Here is a 16231-nt window from a genome sequence, read left to right on the forward strand (position 1 = left end):
GTCGAGGAAGTCGCCCCCGCGCCGCGCGCGTCGCGCGAGCGTCCGCCGATGCCGGTGCGCGGCGTCCAGCCGGTCCGCGCCCGCGACGACGACGACGATCGCCGCGTGGTCGGCTTCGGCAACGACATCCCCGCCTTCCTGCTGCGGGCTCCGCCCCGCCTGGCCAAGGTCGAGGACTGACGAACCGCCCATTCGGGCGTAGAGTGGCCGGCGTGCTCCACGGAGCCGCCGGCTTTTCTTTGTTTCCTCGACGGTTCCGCGCGTTTGCCAAGAACGAGCAAAAAGCCCGGAGGAACCGCCATGGCCAATTTCGCGCCGTCCCAATCAGACGCCGACCTGCTGACCCACGAACGCACCTACCACGCCTTCAGCGTGCTGATCCGCTGGTGCGTCGTCGCCCTGGCGGTGGCCATCACCACCCTGACCCTGTGGTTCGCCACCCCGGCGGGCTTCTTCGGCGGACTGATCACGGGCGTCGTGCTGGCCGTGGCCGGCTATTTCGCGGTCATCCGCCACGAGGCCAAGCAGCCGCTGGACCTGTGGACCGAGGGGCGGTGAAGACCAGACCCTCCCCCTGAAGGGGGAGGTGTCGGCGAAGCCGACGGAGGGGGATGTGGCCTCCTACGCCGGCGTCGGCTTCAAATTCAGCAGACCTTTCCCCCTCCGGCCCTCCGGGCCACCTCCCCCTTCAGGGGGAGGATTTCTCACCGCTTGATCTGCCCCGCCAGATACTTCCGGATCGCCGCCCCGTAAGGCGGGCGCAGCGCCAGCATCGGGCCGATGTCCTTCTTCAGCTGGTGGAACACCGCCTTGCGGTGGCTGAACTCGCGGAAGCCGTCGTGGCCGTGATAGGCGCCGGTGCCGGCCGGGCCGACGCCGCCGAACGGCAGGTCCTCCTGGGCGACGTGGAAGATCACGTCGTTGACCGTGGCCCCGCCGCTGGTCGTGGCGTCCAGCACCTTCTCGCGCTCGGCCTCATTGGTCCCGAACCAGTATAGAGCCAGCGGGCGGGCGTGGGCGTTGACGTAGCCGATGGCGTCCTCGACGCGGTCATAGGCCTTCACCGGCAGCAGCGGACCGAAGATCTCGTCCTGCATCACCGTCATGTCGTCGGTGGGATCCAGGATCAGGGTCGGCGGGATCTTGCGGTGCTCCTGCTGGGCGAAGTCCTCGCCGGCCGGATTGAGCTCGACCACCCTGGCGCCCTTGGCCCGTGCGTCGTCGACATAGCCCTTCACCCGGTCGTAGTGGCGCTGGGCGACCAGGGCCGTGTAGTCGGGATTGTCCTTCAGGGTCGGGAAGCTCTTGGCGACCGCCGCCTTGGCCGCCGCGACGAAGCGGTCGACGTCCTCGGCCGGGGCCAGCACATAGTCGGGCGCCAGGCAGATCTGGCCGGCGTTCAGCGTCTTGCCGGCCATCACCCGCGCCGCGGCGGTCTCCAGGTCGGCGCCGCGCGACAGGATCACCGGGCTCTTGCCGCCCAGCTCCAGCGTCACCGGCACCAGGTTCTCGGCCGCCGCCCGCATCACGTGGCGCGCCACCGAGGTCGCCCCGGTGAACAGCAGGTGGTCGAAGGCCAGGCCCGAAAACGCCTGCCCCACGTCCGGACCGCCGGTGACGACCGCGATCTCCTCCTCGTCGAAGGCCTTGGCGAACATCGCCTTCATCAGCTCCGACGTCGCCGGCGTGAACTCCGATGGCTTGATCATCGCCCGATTGCCGGCCGACAGCACCCCGGCCAGCGGCGCGAAGGTCAGGTTGATCGGGAAGTTCCACGGGCTGATCACCCCGACCACGCCCTTGGGCTGCCAGCGCACCTCGGCCTTGGCCCCGAACACGCCCAGCAGCGCCGGCGTCGTGCGTCGCTTCTCGGTCTTCATCCACTGGCGCAGATGGTCGCGGGCGAACTTCAGCGGCCCGATCGAGCCGGCGACGTCGGTCAGGGCCGTGGCGTCCTTGGAACGCACGCCGAAATCGTCGCTGACCGCCTTGGCGATGTCGTCCTGGTGATCGACCAGCAGGCCGATGCTGCGGTTCAGCCAGTCGATACGCCGTCCGGCCGATGGCGCGCCGTCACGCAGGTGGGCGGCCTTCTGCTTCTGCAGCACCGTCTCCAGGCCGGCCCGGACGGCCTCCGGACCAAGGTTGGCGGGGGCGTTCATGCGGCGTCTCTCCCGAAAACGGCCTCTCGGCTCATCTTATCAGCGTTCAGGATGCGTTGAAGTTGTGACCGGCGCAAGCGCGCCCGTCCGGCCTTAACCGCTCGTTTGAACTCTTGCGCTTATGTTTGGCGCGCAAGCGATCGGCCCTGGAGAAACCGGGACCGAACGGGGGAATGAAAGATGTCGGACGTCGAGACCACTCTGCGCGGCCCTGAAGCCTACAAGATCGCCCGTCGGGCCCTGGACCTGATGGAGCGTCATCAGATCTGGCCGACCGCGCTGAACTTCGAGCTCTGGACCCATTATGTGGCCGATCCGGACGGCGCCCTGGCGCGCGAGATCACCCGCCTGATCTCGATGGGCGAGCCCATCACCGAGATGCTGAGCGAAGAGCTGGCCGCCGCCTATCTTCCCAAGGCCCGCCTCAACGAACAGATCCGTGACGCCGGCGACCTGCTCTCCAAGGAGCTGGAATCGGTTTCGAAGGCCATCCAGAACGCCCAGAAGACCAACGCCGCCTTCGGCAAGACCCTGGCCGGGGTCTCCAAGGACCTCGACGGCCCGACCGCCGTCGAAGGCATCAAGGCCGTGGTCACCAGCCTGGCCGCCGCCACCCGGCAGGTCGCCAAGGAAAACAAGGCGCTGGAAAACCGCCTGGCCGAGTCCACCGCCGAGGTCGACCGCCTGCGCGAACACCTGGAGCAGGTGCGCCGCGACGCCACCACCGACGGCCTGACCAACCTCGCCAACCGCAAGGCCTTCGACGAAGAGCTGGAGCGCGCCTGCGCCGAGGCCGACGAGGCCGGTTCGGCCATCTGCCTGGCCGTGCTCGACATCGACCACTTCAAGGGCTTCAACGACACCTGGGGTCACCAGACCGGCGACCAGGTCATCCGCTACGTCGCCAGCGTCATCGGCCGCGTCGCCGCCCTGCCCCGCTTCGCCGCCCGCTACGGCGGCGAGGAATTCGCGATGATCTTCCCGGGCGAAGCGGCCGCCGTGGTCAACGCCACGCTGGAAGAGATCCGCGTCGAGGTCTCCTCGCGCATGCTCAAGCGTCGCTCGACCAACGAGGACCTGGGCGCCATCACCCTGTCGTCCGGCTTCGCCGAACGCCGCAAGGGCGAGACCGCCCACTCGGTCATGGAACGCGCCGACACCGCGCTCTACGCCTCCAAGCGCAGCGGCCGCAACCGCGTCACCGCCGCCGAGACCCAGCAGGAATCGGCCAACGCCGCCTGAGAACAGAACACGCGTTCTTCTCCAGAGAACCGCGTCCGGAGCCCGTCGATCCCAGGATCGGCGGGCTCTTTCCTTTTGAGCCATCCAGCGCTTGCGTTCCCCCGGGGCAGCCGCGCCTAGCTTGCCTTCAGGCGCGAAAAGACGCCCGGAGGATGTGATGGCCTACGAGAAGATCCGGCTGGAAACCGAAGGCGGCGTGGCCGTCGTCACCCTTTCCGACCCCACCTCGCTGAACGCCGCCAGCCCCGACGTCGCCCGCGAACTGGCCCACGCCTTCGGTGCGATCGCCGCCGGCCAGGTCGAGGCCCGCGCGGTCGTCCTCACCGGCGAAGGCCGCGGCTTCTGCTCGGGCGCCAACCTTTCGGCGGGGGCGACCGCCGGCCGGCCGATGGACGCCGACGGCAAGCCCGACGCCGGCGCGGCCCTGGAAAGCGTCTACAATCCGCTGGTGACGCTGCTGCGCGACTTCCCGCTGCCGATCGTCACCGCCGTCAACGGCCCGGCCGCCGGCATCGGCTGCTCCCTGGCCCTGCTCGGCGACATCATCGTGGCGGCCGAGAGCGCCTATTTTCTGCAGGCCTTCCGCCGCATCGGCCTGGTGCCTGACGGCGGCTCGACCTGGCTGCTGCCGCGCCTGGTGGGCAAGGCCCGGGCGATGGAGATGATGCTGCTGGGCGACAAGATCCCCGCCGCCAAGGCCCTGGACTGGGGCCTGGTCAACCGCTGCGTTCCCGACGCCGAGTTGATGCCGACCGCCCTGGAGCTGGCCCGCGCCCTGGCCGAGGGGCCGGCCTCGCTCGGCGCGATCCGGCGCCTGGTCTGGAACAGCCTGGAGACCGACTGGATCGGCCAGCTGCACGCCGAACGCCAGGCCCAGCGCGCCGCCGGCAAGACCGAGGACTTCATCGAAGGCGTCTCGGCCTTCCTGCAAAAGCGCCCGGCGGCCTTCAAGGGGCGGTGAAGGCGTTAGAGCCCCCACCTTGGAGGTTATCGCCAATTTCCTACGGACGACGCCTTCAGGTTGAGGTGATCCTGGACCGGATCGATATTCGCAAAGCCGCCTTCCTGGGCCTTGTGCCCAGGATCCATCGTTCCGCCGCTCAGACCTTGGCTGCATGGCAAAGGTCTGAGCGGTCGCTGGCATGGGCCCTCGCCACAAGGACGAGGGAGGCGATAGAGAGATGGCGCTTCCCGCCGCGGTAAAAGTCGACCTCGCCCCCTCAGTACTTCAGCCTGAAGCCCACCGACACGCTGCGCCCGGTCGAGCCATAGTTGGTGACCAGGTGGTTGGCGTCGTAGGCCCAGCGCTCGGTCTTCTGGTTGGTCAGGTTCAGCGCCTCGACGTTCAGGGTGATGAACTTGTTGACCGTGTAGGTCGCCGAGCCGTCGAGGTTGAACGTGGCGTTGGAGCCGCCGAAGTCGTTGACGTAGGGCGAGGAGCAGTCGCCCGGCGCGCAGGTGCCCGAGGCCAGCGGATAGGTCGTGTAATAGGCCGCGCGATAGGCGCTCGACAGGCGGGCCGACCACTTGTCGGCGTCGTAATAGACCGTGAAGTTCACGGCGTCGGGCGAAGCGCCCAGCCACGGCCCCTCGACGATGCCGTCGGCCTTGTCGGGGTTGAGGATGTAGCCCAGCTTGGATTCCAGGTGGGTGTAGTTGGCCTGGACGCCCAGCTTGTCGAACGGCGCGGGCAGGAAGGTCAGGTTCTGCTGGTAGCTGAACTCGACGCCCGAGATCCGCCCGCCGGGCGCGTCGACGTACTGGCGGATGGTCCAGTCGCCGTCGGCGGCGATATAGGCCAGCAGCGCGGTGTTGGTCAGGGCGTCCTTCACCGAGGCCAGGCTGTCGCTGTCGAGCAGCTGGCTGAGCGGCCCCGAGCGGGTCACGTTCTGCGGGAAGCTGCTGATCTCCTTGGTGAAGATCGCCGCCGAGAACAGCGCCCCAGGCGCGAAGTACCATTCGAACGACAGGTCGTAGTTGGTGGCCCGGAACGGCTTGAGTTCAGGATTGCCCAGGGTGATCGACGGCAGCGAGCTCGACGGCAACGAGGTGCTGAGCGACGAGATGCCCGGCGACAGGTTGGCCAGTTGCGGCCGCGCCATCACCTTGGCCGCCCCGAAGCGCAGCAGCATGTTGTCCTTCAGCTCGTAGGCCAGGTTCAGCGACGGCAGCAGGTCGTGGTACTTGTTGGTCGCCGTCAGGGCGCGGGCCGAGGTCGAATAGCCGTTCGATTCCAGCTCAGTCAGGGCGTAGCGCACCCCGACATTGCCGCGCAGGGTGCGGTCGAACAGCCCGCTGCGGAAGTCGAACTGGTTGTAGAAGCTGGTGTCGGTCTCGGTCACCGAATAGGCGTTGCCCGGGTTGGACTTCGACGACAGCCGCCAATCGCCCCACTTGTTCACGCAGTTGCAGTCGAAGCCGAACAGGCTGCGGAACTTGTCGATGTCGGGCACGATGAAGCTGGTCGGCGTGCCGGACGAGACGTCCAGGCCCGCGCCCCAGTTCACCAGCTTGCTCATCGCCGCGGTCGTGGTGCCGGCTTCCAGCAGCGTCGGGTTCAGGGTCTCGGTCGACAGGCGTTGGTACTGCGCCGTCGTGAACTGGTAGACGCGCCGGGCGACGCCGCCGCTCCAGGTCAGGTCGTCGTCGATGTCGTACTTCAGATCGACCTTGGCGGTCTCGTAGCGGTTGTCGACATAGCGCTCGTAGTGGCGCAGGGCCGAGAAGCCCTTGACCGTGTCCCACTGGGTCGGGTCGGCCACGTCGAAGCCGAAGTTGAGGATCGGCATCGAGCCGCCGCCCCGCTCGTCATAGACCACCCCGTCGGCGTCCATGTGGTTGAACTCGACCAGCAGGCCGGTGTTCTGGGTGCGCGAGCGCGACAGGCCGTAGGTGGCGTTCAGGGTGAAGCGGTCGCTGAACTCGTGGGCGACGTTGAACGAGGCCTGCTGGAAGGTGGTGGTGTAGTAGCTCTCGTCGGCCGCCGAGCGGACATCGACATTGTCCATCACCAGATAGTCGGCCTGGTTGGCGTCGTTGACGTGGGCTTCCAGCACCTGGGTCGCCGGCCGGCCGACCAGGGCCTGGATCGCGCCCAGCACGCCCGCCGTGCCCGTCTGCCCGTTGTAGCCGTACTTGTAATAGTAGTCGTAGGGATCGAGGTTGTTGGGATTGTAGCTGTAGCTCGTGCCCGACACGAGCGAGGAGCCGTAGAGGTCTGTGCCGCAGTCGATGGCGTCGCGATAGGCCGTGGCCGTTTGGCTGGTGCAGTACGGCAGGATCTGGCGCTGCACGCTCGCCGGCGCGGTCGAGGCGTTGTAGGTCGAATAGGTCTTGCCGCCCGAGGTCACCGTCTTGGTGTTGTTGCGGTTCAGGCCGACGGTCTGCAGCTGGTAGTTCGTCTGGTCCTGCCACAGGCGCGAATAGACCAGATCGGTGGTCACCGTGGTCTTCGGGGTCGGCCGCCACTGGAAGGCCGCCGTGGCGCCGATCCGCTCCTGCTGCAGCTCGGCGTGGTTCAGGGTCGCAAGCGCCGGGATCACCGTCAGGTCGTTCATCTGGGCCAGGGCGTCGGCGCTGGAGCCTTCGGCCACAGTCGCAAAGCCGGTGGCCGTCGTCGTCGCGCCGGTGTGGGTGGCGTTGCGATACAGCAGGTCGCTCTGGCCGGCCTGGCGCTGGTAGCTGTCGATGGTCTGCTTGCGCGAGTTGTAGGCCAGCGAGAACAGCGCCCCGAGGTCGCCGATCTTGGTGTCGTTCCAGCGGTCGGAGACGAGGCCCGCGATGCGCGGCACGTGATTGCCGCCGTTCTCGTAGTAGGAATCCTGGATCGACAGGGCCAGGCGCCGGCCCTTGAAGTCGAACGGCCGGCCGGTCTGCAGGTCGACCGTCGCGCCCAGCGAGCCCTCGTCGGTCTCGGCCGAGGCGGTCTTCTGGACCTTCAGCGAGTTGAACAGCTCCGAGGCGAAGGTGTTGAAGTCGAAGCCGCGCGAGCGGTTGGGGCTGGTGCCGGAATCGGTGGCCGCCGCCGTCGACAGCGCCTCCAGACCGTTCAGGCGCACACGGGTGAAGTCGCTGCCCAGGCCCCGGACGGTGATGGTGCGCCCTTCCCCGTTCTCACGGTCGATCGACACGCCCGGCAGGCGCTGGAGGGATTCCGCCAGGTTGGCGTCGGGGAAGTCGGCGATGTCCTCGGCGTTGATGGCGTCGACCATCACGTTGGCGTTGCGCTTGACGCTGATCGCGCTCTGCAAGGCCGCGCGGTAGCCGGTGACCACCACCTCCTCGACGGCGGTGCTCTCGACGGACTGGCCCGAGGCCTGAGCCGCCTCTTGAGCGTGAGCCGCCCCGGCGCTCAGAGCCAGCACGGACGCGGCCGCGCACAGACGCGCCGCGGCGCGACGTTCGAATGTCGTTTGAAGCATGATGCCTCCCCCTCCCTGTCGTTTCCTTCGGAGGAGGCCCGTGTGATCCGCGCCGCCCTCCGGTCGCCGCCCAGAAGCGGTAACCGGTGTCATTATCGGCGAGACCTCTTTGGCGGCGGATTTCGACAAGTTGCCAGGTAGCGTCGTTCGGTGTCGAAAGCGCAGTGAAGCGCTAGGCGCTGGAACGACGAAGGGCGGCTCCGCCTGGCGGGCCGCCCTCCTCTCGCGCCTCGAAAACTTGGCGCAACAGATTGATTTGAAAGACCGATCAGTACGGCTTGTAGCTCTTTTCCTCGACGATGTCGGAGCCGGTCAGGGCGTTGATCTGACGCTTCACGGCGGCGCGCTTGTCGTTGTCCATGTAGACCCGGCGGGCCAGCTGGACGAACTCGGGGCCGAATTCCTGGCGCCGTTCGCAGGCCCGCTTGCCGTCCTCGATGTCCCAAAGCGCCGCGTTGATATCGGTCAGTTCCGCCGTCAGCCGGTCGAGCTCGGCGCTCGGCGTCAGCTTTTCGGCGGCGATTCCCTCCAGCAGGGCCAGCTCCTTGCGGACATTGGCCTCCTTGGCCGCATCGCCGATCCGCTCGGCCTTCACGCGCAGGATGGTGATCTTGTCGACGAGCTCGCCGGCGGAAATGGGCGCGAGGATGGACATCAGGAAACTCCGGCGATCAGGGTGTCGAGGGCGGCCTTCACGACGTTCGTCGGCAGCGCGGCCATGTCCTCTCCGTAGTCCTCGGCGCATAGCACCTCAAGACGGCGCGCGGCAGGCCGGAACTTGACCGCCTTGCGGCGGTTCAGTTGCAGCGACAGCAGGGGCGCCCCGCCCGCCGCCAGCATGTGTCCGGGACCGGCGTCGTTGGCGACCGCCGCCGCCAGCCGGCCGGCCAGGGCGATGGCCAGCAGCGGCCCCTTCACCGCGGTGAAGCCGTCGCCGCGATCGGCTTCGGGAAACAGGGCCCCGGGAACCTCGGCGCGGGCGATCGCCGCGTCGGCCGCCTCGTCGGGTCCGAAGAAGAACACCGGCGTTCGCCCGCCCACCTGCTGGTCGCGGGCGAGGTCGAGATAGCGCTCCAGCGGCCAGCGCTTTTCCTGGCCGCCGGCGCCGGGCGCGAGACCCACATAGACGGGGCCGTCCGGCAGCAGGGCGCTGGCGGCCGAAAGGGCGTCGGTCTCGGTCAGGGCCAAGGGCCGCAAGGCGCCCTGCCCGTCGCTCGCCAGGGCCAGCAGCCGCGCCAGCCGATCGACAACGGCCGCCGGCCAGTCGCTCTTGCGGGCCTCCATGGCGGCCGAGACGAAAGCGCCCTTGGCGGCTCGCCGCGCGACCAGGCTGCGGCGCAGGTTCTCCTGGGTGTCGATGACGAGGTCGAAGGTCCGCCCGCCGAACGGCCTGACCCAGGGCAGCACGTCCAGCGCGCCCGCGCCGGTGACGCCGTCCTTGAGGATCTCGTCGACATAGCCGGCCACGACGCGCTTCAGCGGCCCGTCATAGACCGTCTCGCCCTTGGCCGCGCACCAGGTGATCCGCGCACCGGGAAAGGCCGCGCGCAGGCCGGCCACGAAGGGCAGCTTGATCAGGCCGTCGCCGATCACCTCGCCCATGGAATAGATCAGAACCGTCTGGACCATGGCCGTGCATGACCGCGCCCGTCCCACTCGTCAATTGGTAAGCCGTATGTGAGCGCTTACTTGCAATCCGTTCGATCTGATGTAACGTCGGTCTCATGAGCGCAAAGCCCCGCATCGAACGCGCCGCCCTCGAGGTCTTCGCCGCCCAGGGCGTCGACGCGGCCACCACCAAGCTGATCGCCGCCCGCGCCGAGGTCTCGGAAGGCGCGATCTACCGTCACTGGAAGAGCAAGGACGAGCTGGCCATCGGCCTGTTCATGGCCGCCCACCGGCGCCTGTCCGAGCTGATCGAAGCCGAGGCGAGCGCCGTCCATGGCGTCGAGGCCAAGGCCGGCGCCATCGTCCGCGCCTACTGCACGGCCGCCGACGAGGACTGGACCCTGTTCTCGTTCCACCTGCTGCAACTGCACCACTTCCTGCCCTACTACCAGGAAGATGGCCGCGATCCGGTCACCCTGGTCGAGACGATCATCAAGCACGCCATGCTGAAGATGGAGCTGCCGCCGGGCGACCCGCGCGTCATCGCCGCCATGGCCATCGGCGTCATCACCCAGACCGCCCAGAACCGCGCCTACGGCCGCCTGGGCGAGGACCTGCTCTCGGCCCACGCTCCTTTGATGACCGCGGCGGTCCTCGCCGTGCTGAAAGCCCGCTAGGGAACCTCGATACATGCGCAGCGCGCTGTTCAACGCCTACTATTGGGTGCTGTCGATCTTCTACGGCCTGTCGGCGGCGCTCTCGGCGCTACTGCCGGGCCGCCGGCCGGTGACCTTCGCCCTGCGGCTCTATTCGAAGCGCATGCTGTGGGCCCTGCGGGTCTTCGCCGGGGTCGAGGTCGAGCTGAAGGGCCAGGAAAACCTGCCGAAGGGCGCCTTCATCATCGCCGCCAAGCACCACAGCTGGGGCGACGGCTTCGTGATGTTCGCAAATCTCGACAATCTCAGCTTCGTCACCGGCGACCACCTGGAGAAGTTCCCGCTGCTGGGCGGCATCCTCAAGAAGTTCGGGGCCATCGTCGTCGACAGCTGCGGCGGGCCGGAAGCCCGCGCCGCCCTCTCCAAGAGCGCCGCCCAAGTGGCCGCCGAGGGCCGTCGCATCCTGATCTATCCGGAGGGCCACCTGGCCGCGCCGGGCGAGCGCTATCGCTATCGCACCGGCGTCTATCACATGAGCCAGGACTTCGGCCTGCCGGTGGTGCCCGTCGCCACCAATCTCGGCTGCTTCTGGAAGCAGCAGGAGAAGAAGAAGACCCCCGGCCGCGCCACCGTCGAGTTCCTGCCCGCCCTGCCCCAGGACCTGCAGAAGGTCGAGTTCATGAAACTGCTGGAAAACACCGTCGAAGGCCGCACCAACGAACTGATCGCGCAAGCCACGGGCCAGCCGGTGAAGGCCTCGGTGCTGGTCGATCCGCCGCGCAAGAAGCCGGCGGCCGAAGCCGAACCGCTGTCGGCCTGAGCCCATGCGCCGCGCGTCTGTCCGGATGCTTCTCGCAGGAACAAAACGCATGACACGCTTCCCGCCGCTGGCGGCCCTGGCCTTGCTGTCCCTGCTCGCCCCGATCCCCGCCGCCGCCCAGATCACCAAGGCCGTGATCCCGACGGAAACAGGCTTCGAGCCGCACTGGTGGCCCGAGATCACCGCCCCGGCGGGGTGGAGCGCGCTCGAAGACGTCAGGCACGAGAACAACTGCAAGGCTCTCACCCCGACGGGCCAGACCTTCAGGGACGCTCCGGCGGTCATCTACGCCTGCGCCACCCGTCGCGACGGCGACGCCGACGACCTGGCGGGGTTCCTGGAGCAGGACCAGGCCAAGTTCCTCGCCGACGATCCAGGCCTGAAGCTCGAACGCCTGCCCGACATGGCCACAGCAGCCGCCGGCGCGCTGACGGTCTACCGGCAGACTCCGGGCAAGGGCGCCAACTGGGAACTGGTCGCCTACGGCCAGGAAAACGACGCCGACGGCCAGACCTTCTTCCTGACCTTCGTGCTCAGCGCCCGCTCATCGGAAGCGCTGGACAAGAGCCAGGCCGCCTACAGGACGGTGGTCGCCGCCTATCGCTAGAAGGAGGCCGACATGCTGGCCAACCTGCTGACCGCGCTTCGCCTGATCGCCCTGCCCTTCCTGGCCTGGGCCGTGCTCGCCGACGCCGGCTGAGTCGCCCTGGCCCTGTTCCTCGGCGCCGGCCTGACCGACGTGCTCGACGGCTGGGTCGCCCGGCGCTTCGGCCAGACCTCGACCTTCGGGGCGATGTTCGACCTGCTGGCCGACCGGTTGCTGACCCTGGTCAGCCTCGCCGCCCTCATGGCGGCCGGCGCCTTTCCGGGCGCCTGGATCTCGGTTTCGCTGCTGCTGATCGCCCGCAACTTCTTCGTCGCGGGCCTCCAGCAGGCCCAGCCCGAGCGCGACTTCAACTACCCGCCGCTGGAGCATCCGAAGATCGCGCTGAACTTCCTGGGCGTCGGCCTGCTGCTGGCCCCGCTCGGCGCCCAGACGGCCGGCCTCTGGGCCCTGGCCGCCAGCGCGGCGCTATCGGTCGTGACGGTGGCGATCTATGCGCGCCGAGCCGCGCCCGGCTTCGTCGGCGCCGAAAACCCGGCCAGCGCAACGAGCAGCCTATCCCAATGACGATCAGCGAAGGGCGAAGGTTGCGATCAAGAGCATGATGGGGACCAGAGGCGCGCAATATCCCCACGTCGCCAGCTTTCGACGGCTCCGAGCAACGCCGAGAAAACAACAGAGGGCTCCGCCCATCGCCACGGTTGGCGTCAGGATCAGAGCCAAGGCAAAAGCCGGGCCCCGGCTCGCACTCAGATCAACGCCCGGAACCAGCAGCATGGCGATGATCAGCGCCGGCAAGCTGAACAGAAGCCAGATGACGCCGAAAACGGCCGCCATCCCGCGCCAGAACTGACTGCTTGCTGCTATGGTCTTGGCCAACGGCCTGTTCGCTTTCTCGCTATGGCCGTCGGCCTCGCTTGATCCAGCGATCAAGCCTTTCGATCGTCTAAAGCGTCACGCCTCGGAGGGCTCAGCCGCCGGCTGGATGGTCACGCTCTCGCCGCAGCCGCAGGCGTCGGTCTCGTTCGGGTTATGGAACACGAACTTCGACGACAGCTTGGTGACCTCGTAGTCGATCTGCGTGCCGATCAGGAACAGCACCGCCTTCGGCTCGATCAGGATGGTGACGCCCTTGTCCTCGACGACCTCGTCGATCGGGCCCTTCTCCTTGGCGTACTCGAAGACGTATTCCTGGCCCGCGCAGCCGCCGTTCTTCACGCCCACGCGCAGACCGGCATAAGGCTGGTCGGCCCTGTCCATGATCTCCTTCACGCGCGCGGCGGCGGCCTCGGTCAGGGTGACGACCTTGGGGCGCGGGCGGCGCGGGCGGGCGGTGACGGCGGTTTCCATGGCGGGTCCTGCCTCTAGAACATGTTCAGCTGCAGCTTGGCCTCGTCGCTCATCCGCGACGGGTCCCACGGCGGGTCGAAGGTCAGGTCGACATTGCACGAGCGGATGCCGTCGATCTCCATGACCGCGTCCTTGACCCAGCCCGGCATGTCGCCGGCCACCGGGCAGCCCGGCGCAGTCAGGGTCATGTCGATGGCCACGTCCTTGTCGTCGCTGACGTCGACCTTGTAGATCAGGCCGAGTTCATAGATGTCGACCGGGATTTCCGGGTCGAACACCGTCTTCAGCTTCTCGATCAGCTGGTCGGTCAGGCGGTTCAGCTCTTCGGAGGAAAGAGCCGTCGCGGCTTGCGGGACTTCGGCTTGGTCGGTCATAGGCTCAACTGAAGAAGCTGCGGGCCTTGTCCAGCGCGTCCACGAACGCGTCGGCTTCGGCAGGCGTATTATATAGGGCGAAGGAAGCCCGGGCGCTCGACGTCACCCCGAACCTTTTCATCAGCGGCTCGGCGCAATGCGTTCCGGCCCGCACGGCCACGCCGTAGCGGTCCAGCACCTGGGCCACGTCATGGGCGTGGGCGCCCTCGACGACAAAGCTCATCACCGCGCCCTTGCCGGGCGCCGTGCCGAGGATCCGCACGCCGTTGACGCCTTCGAGGCGCTGGGCGACCCGCTCATAGAGCGCATGCTCGTGAGCCAGGGCGGCGTCGCGGTCGATGGTGTTGAGCCACTCGATGGCCGCGCCCAGGCCGACGGCCTCGAGGATCGCCGGCGTGCCGGCCTCGAAGCGGTGCGGCGGGTCGGCATAGGTGATCTTGTCCAGGCTGACCGAACCGATCATCTCGCCGCCGCCCTGGTAAGGCGGCAGGGCGGCCAGGCGCTCGGCCTTGCCGTAGAGCACGCCGATGCCGGTGGGGCCGTAGAGCTTGTGGCCGCTAAAGACGTAGAAATCGACGTCGAGCGCTTTGACGTCCACCTTGGTGTGGACCACGCCCTGGCAGCCGTCGAGCAGCACCGGCGCGCCGGCCGCATGGGCCAGACGAACGATCTGCGCCACGTCGTTGACCGTGCCCAGCACGTTCGACATGTGGGTGACGGCGACCATCTTGGTCTTTTCCGACAGCAGGCCCTTGTAGGCCTCCATGTCGAGCCGGCCGTCGTCGAGCACAGGAATGAACTTCAGCACGACGCCATAGCGCTCGCGCAGGAAGTGCCAGGGCACGATGTTGGCGTGATGCTCCATCTCCGAGGCGATGATCTCGTCGCCGGGCTTCAGGCTGCGCCCGAAGGTGTCGGCCACCAGGTTCACCGCTTCGGTGGCGCTCTTGGTGTAGACGATCTCATTGACGTCGGCGTTGATGAAGCGCGCGATGGTTTCACGCGCCTTTTCATAGAGTTCCGTCGTTTCGTTGGCCAACGTGTGCAGGCCGCGATGGACGTTGGCGTAGGACGTGCGGGCCAGGCCCATCATGGCGTCCAGCACCGCGTCGGGCTTCTGGGCGCTGGCGGCGCTGTCCAGGTAAACGAGCGGCTTGCCGTGCACCGTGCGCGACAGGATCGGGAACTGGGCGCGGATCGCCTCGACGTCGAAGGCGGCGGTCATTCAGAACGCCCCAGCTGCTTGGCGACCCAGGCGGCGGCGATCTCGCGCGCGCCGGCGTGCTCGATGCGCTCGACCACCTCGCCGACGAAGGCCTCCGTCAGCATCGCCCGGGCGTCCAGCTCGGGAATGCCGCGCTGGCGGGCGTAGAACACCGCTTCCTCGTCCAGGGCGCCGATGGTGTTGCCGTGGGCGCAGGCGACGTCGTCGGCGAAGATCAGCAGTTCCGGCTTGGCGTCGATCTCGGCCTTGTCCGACAGGATCAGGGCGTGGTGGCCCATCCGCGCGTCGGTCTGGTCGGCGCCAGGCTGGACGATGATCCGGCCCTGAAACACGCCGCGGGCCTGATCGGCGACCATGCCCTTGGTCAGCTGGCTGGTCACACCGTCGACGCCGTCGTGGGTGACCACGGTGGTCTGGTCGGCATGGCGCTGGCCGCTGAGCAGGTAGATCCCGTCCAGGCGCGCCTGGGCGTGGGCGCCGGGATGGGCGACGTGCGTCTCGATCCGCTGGCGACGCGCGCCGCCGGTCAGGACGGTCTGGGCGAAGCTCGCGCCGGCGGCGAGTTCGACGCGGGCGGTGACGACGTCGACGGCCTCGGCGTCATCCTCGACCAGCACGATGCGCGTCAGGCTCGCGCCCTCGCCCACGGCGATGTCGAGCGACACGTCCGAGATGTAGCCGGCCGCGCGGCCCTCATGGCTTTCCAGCAAGGTCAGGCTGGCGCCCGGCTCGACCACGACCGCGTACGACGCGGCCTGCGAGGCCTTGTCGGTCGCCGCGACGAAGCGCAGCGCCAGGACATCGCCCTGCCCGCTCGTGGCCACGTGGCGGCCGTTGACGAACAGGATCTCGCCGTCGGCCAGGCCCGCGAACGGACCGGCCGGAAGCTCGCCGTCGAACTTCGGCGCGGGCTCGGGCAGCACGCGGATCAGGCCGCGCAGGTCTGTCCAGCGCCAGTCCTCGTCGCGGCGCGACGGCAGCGCGGTGACGTCGCCGGTCTTGAGAGCGGTGGAAAGGCTCACGCGGCGGCCCCGACGTACTTGTCGTAGCCCTCGGCTTCCAGCTGCAGGGCCAGCTCCGGACCGCCCGACGCGACGATGCGGCCAGCGGCCAGCACGTGCACGCGGTCGGGTTTGATGTAGTCGAGCAGGCGCTGGTAGTGGGTGATCACCAGCATGCCGCGCTCAGGACTGCGCAAAGCGTTGACGCCTTCGGAGACGATCTTCAGGGCGTCGATGTCGAGGCCCGAGTCCGTCTCGTCGAGGATCAGGAACTTCGGCGACAGCATCGCCATCTGGAAGATTTCCATCCGCTTCTTCTCGCCGCCCGAGAAGCCGACATTCAGGCCGCGCTTGAGCATCTCGAAGTCGATCTTCAGCGAGGCGGCCTTTTCCTTGGCCAGCTTCAGGAAGGCCGGGGCGGCGATCTCGTCCTCGCCACGGGCGCGGCGCTGGGCGTTCACGGCGGTGCGGATGAAGGTCAGGGCCGGCACGCCGGGGATTTCCAGCGGATACTGGAACGACAGGAACACGCCCTTGGCCGCCCGCTCGTTGGGCTCCAGGCTCAGCAGGTCCTCGCCGTTCAGACTCGCCGAGCCCTCGGTCACTTCATAGCCGCCGCGGCCGCTCAGCACGTAGGACAGCGTCGACTTGCCGGCGCCGTTCGGACCCATGATGGCGTGCACCTCGCCCGCCGGCACCTCGAGCGTGACGCCCTTCAGGATCGGCTTGTCTTCGACGCGGGCGTGGAGGTTTTGGATGGAGAGCATG

At 68.1% G+C, this 16231-nt stretch carries 17 protein-coding genes and 1 pseudogene; 8 read left to right on the forward strand and 10 right to left on the reverse strand.

Annotation, left to right across the window (positions count from 1 at the left end):
* Positions 1-180, forward strand: a pseudogene (locus tag DMC18_RS22335) (hypothetical protein); the annotation flags it as partial.
* A 120-nt stretch (positions 181-300) separates the two neighbouring features.
* Positions 301-558, forward strand: a complete 258-nt coding sequence (locus DMC18_RS22340; protein WP_110133322.1) for an aa3-type cytochrome c oxidase subunit IV — start codon at positions 301-303, stop codon at positions 556-558.
* Positions 559-704: 146 nt separating this feature from the next.
* On the opposite strand, the gene DMC18_RS22345 is transcribed toward DMC18_RS22340, so the two are convergent.
* Positions 705-2162, reverse strand: coding sequence for a coniferyl aldehyde dehydrogenase (locus tag DMC18_RS22345; protein ID WP_110119791.1), 1458 nt, complete (start codon positions 2160-2162; stop codon positions 705-707).
* Positions 2163-2342: 180 nt separating this feature from the next.
* Between DMC18_RS22345 and DMC18_RS22350 the strand changes: the two genes are divergently transcribed.
* Together DMC18_RS22350 and DMC18_RS22355 are read left to right on the forward strand one after the other, a co-directional pair.
* Positions 2343-3404 carry a GGDEF domain-containing protein gene (locus DMC18_RS22350; protein WP_110119792.1) on the forward strand — a complete coding sequence of 354 codons (1062 nt, stop codon included), beginning with the start codon at positions 2343-2345 and terminating at the stop codon, positions 3402-3404.
* A 157-nt stretch (positions 3405-3561) separates the two neighbouring features.
* On the forward strand, positions 3562-4365 hold the full coding sequence (locus DMC18_RS22355; protein WP_110119793.1) for an enoyl-CoA hydratase/isomerase: 804 nt from the start codon (positions 3562-3564) through the stop codon (positions 4363-4365).
* A 259-nt stretch (positions 4366-4624) separates the two neighbouring features.
* Here the strand turns inward: DMC18_RS22355 and DMC18_RS22360 are convergent, their stop codons facing one another.
* The 3 genes from DMC18_RS22360 to DMC18_RS22370 all read right to left on the reverse strand — a co-directional run bounded on the left by DMC18_RS22360 (position 4625) and on the right by DMC18_RS22370 (position 9454).
* On the reverse strand, positions 4625-7825 hold the full coding sequence (locus DMC18_RS22360; RefSeq protein WP_110119794.1) for a TonB-dependent receptor: 3201 nt from the start codon (positions 7823-7825) through the stop codon (positions 4625-4627).
* A gap of 268 nt (positions 7826-8093) precedes the next feature.
* A complete protein-coding gene (locus tag DMC18_RS22365) occupies positions 8094-8480 on the reverse strand; it encodes a DUF6165 family protein (protein ID WP_110119795.1) in 387 nt (128 codons plus the stop codon).
* On the reverse strand, positions 8480-9454 hold the full coding sequence (locus DMC18_RS22370; protein ID WP_110119796.1) for a glycosyltransferase family 9 protein: 975 nt from the start codon (positions 9452-9454) through the stop codon (positions 8480-8482). Before DMC18_RS22370 ends, DMC18_RS22365 begins: the two co-directional genes overlap by 1 nt.
* A 95-nt stretch (positions 9455-9549) precedes the next feature.
* Between DMC18_RS22370 and DMC18_RS22375 the strand changes: the two genes are divergently transcribed.
* The 4 genes from DMC18_RS22375 (at position 9550) to DMC18_RS22390 (ending at position 12080) form a co-directional block, all read left to right on the forward strand.
* The gene (locus DMC18_RS22375) at positions 9550-10110 is read left to right on the forward strand and encodes a TetR/AcrR family transcriptional regulator (protein ID WP_110119797.1); all 561 of its coding nucleotides are present in this window, start codon (positions 9550-9552) and stop codon (positions 10108-10110) included.
* 13 nt (positions 10111-10123) lie between these two features.
* A complete protein-coding gene (locus DMC18_RS22380) occupies positions 10124-10909 on the forward strand; it encodes a 1-acyl-sn-glycerol-3-phosphate acyltransferase (RefSeq protein ID WP_110119798.1) in 786 nt (261 codons plus the stop codon).
* Positions 10910-10958: 49 nt separating this feature from the next.
* On the forward strand, positions 10959-11516 hold the full coding sequence (locus DMC18_RS22385; protein ID WP_110119799.1) for a hypothetical protein: 558 nt from the start codon (positions 10959-10961) through the stop codon (positions 11514-11516).
* Positions 11517-11621: 105 nt separating this feature from the next.
* Entirely contained in the window at positions 11622-12080 is a 459-nt protein-coding gene (locus DMC18_RS22390) for a CDP-alcohol phosphatidyltransferase family protein (protein ID WP_255580421.1), read from the forward strand.
* Positions 12081-12083: 3 nt separating this feature from the next.
* Here DMC18_RS22390 and DMC18_RS22395 read toward each other — a convergent pair whose 3' ends face one another.
* The 6 genes from DMC18_RS22395 to sufC all read right to left on the reverse strand — a co-directional run bounded on the left by DMC18_RS22395 (position 12084) and on the right by sufC (position 16230).
* Positions 12084-12392: a hypothetical protein gene (locus tag DMC18_RS22395; protein ID WP_146218173.1), complete on the reverse strand. Its 309-nt coding sequence runs from the start codon at positions 12390-12392 to the stop codon at positions 12084-12086.
* Positions 12393-12467: 75 nt separating this feature from the next.
* Positions 12468-12863, reverse strand: coding sequence for an iron-sulfur cluster assembly accessory protein (locus DMC18_RS22400; protein ID WP_110119802.1), 396 nt, complete (start codon positions 12861-12863; stop codon positions 12468-12470).
* A 14-nt stretch (positions 12864-12877) separates the two neighbouring features.
* Positions 12878-13237: an SUF system Fe-S cluster assembly protein gene (locus tag DMC18_RS22405; RefSeq protein ID WP_110119803.1), complete on the reverse strand. Its 360-nt coding sequence runs from the start codon at positions 13235-13237 to the stop codon at positions 12878-12880.
* 4 nt (positions 13238-13241) lie between these two features.
* Complete coding sequence (locus tag DMC18_RS22410; RefSeq protein ID WP_110119804.1) at positions 13242-14462, reverse strand: aminotransferase class V-fold PLP-dependent enzyme; 1221 nt, start codon at positions 14460-14462, stop codon at positions 13242-13244.
* Positions 14459-15484, reverse strand: a complete 1026-nt coding sequence (gene sufD / locus DMC18_RS22415) for a Fe-S cluster assembly protein SufD (protein WP_110119805.1) — start codon at positions 15482-15484, stop codon at positions 14459-14461. The genes DMC18_RS22410 and sufD overlap by 4 nt, the downstream gene beginning before the upstream one ends.
* Complete coding sequence (gene sufC / locus DMC18_RS22420) at positions 15481-16230, reverse strand: Fe-S cluster assembly ATPase SufC (protein WP_110119806.1); 750 nt, start codon at positions 16228-16230, stop codon at positions 15481-15483. Before sufC ends, sufD begins: the two co-directional genes overlap by 4 nt.
* Between the last annotated feature and the right edge of the window lies 1 nt (position 16231).

This window comes from Caulobacter sp. D5 (assembly GCF_003185805.1).
In the GTDB taxonomy this organism is placed as follows: domain Bacteria; phylum Pseudomonadota; class Alphaproteobacteria; order Caulobacterales; family Caulobacteraceae; genus Caulobacter.

What these genes read in the sequence shown, in the direction of transcription:
- DMC18_RS22340 (WP_110133322.1), top strand. Translation starts at nt 301, where the DNA reads ATGGCCAATTTCGCGCCGTCCCAATCAGACGCCGACCTGCTGACCCAC.
- DMC18_RS22345 (WP_110119791.1), bottom strand. Translation starts at nt 2,162, where the DNA reads ATGAACGCCCCCGCCAACCTTGGTCCGGAGGCCGTCCGGGCCGGCCTG.
- DMC18_RS22350 (WP_110119792.1), top strand. Translation starts at nt 2,343, where the DNA reads ATGTCGGACGTCGAGACCACTCTGCGCGGCCCTGAAGCCTACAAGATC.
- DMC18_RS22355 (WP_110119793.1), top strand. Translation starts at nt 3,562, where the DNA reads ATGGCCTACGAGAAGATCCGGCTGGAAACCGAAGGCGGCGTGGCCGTC.
- DMC18_RS22360 (WP_110119794.1), bottom strand. Translation starts at nt 7,825, where the DNA reads ATGCTTCAAACGACATTCGAACGTCGCGCCGCGGCGCGTCTGTGCGCG.
- DMC18_RS22365 (WP_110119795.1), bottom strand. Translation starts at nt 8,480, where the DNA reads ATGTCCATCCTCGCGCCCATTTCCGCCGGCGAGCTCGTCGACAAGATC.
- DMC18_RS22370 (WP_110119796.1), bottom strand. Translation starts at nt 9,454, where the DNA reads ATGGTCCAGACGGTTCTGATCTATTCCATGGGCGAGGTGATCGGCGAC.
- DMC18_RS22375 (WP_110119797.1), top strand. Translation starts at nt 9,550, where the DNA reads ATGAGCGCAAAGCCCCGCATCGAACGCGCCGCCCTCGAGGTCTTCGCC.
- DMC18_RS22380 (WP_110119798.1), top strand. Translation starts at nt 10,124, where the DNA reads ATGCGCAGCGCGCTGTTCAACGCCTACTATTGGGTGCTGTCGATCTTC.
- DMC18_RS22385 (WP_110119799.1), top strand. Translation starts at nt 10,959, where the DNA reads ATGACACGCTTCCCGCCGCTGGCGGCCCTGGCCTTGCTGTCCCTGCTC.
- DMC18_RS22400 (WP_110119802.1), bottom strand. Translation starts at nt 12,863, where the DNA reads ATGGAAACCGCCGTCACCGCCCGCCCGCGCCGCCCGCGCCCCAAGGTC.
- DMC18_RS22405 (WP_110119803.1), bottom strand. Translation starts at nt 13,237, where the DNA reads ATGACCGACCAAGCCGAAGTCCCGCAAGCCGCGACGGCTCTTTCCTCC.
- DMC18_RS22410 (WP_110119804.1), bottom strand. Translation starts at nt 14,462, where the DNA reads ATGACCGCCGCCTTCGACGTCGAGGCGATCCGCGCCCAGTTCCCGATC.
- sufC (WP_110119806.1), bottom strand. Translation starts at nt 16,230, where the DNA reads ATGCTCTCCATCCAAAACCTCCACGCCCGCGTCGAAGACAAGCCGATC.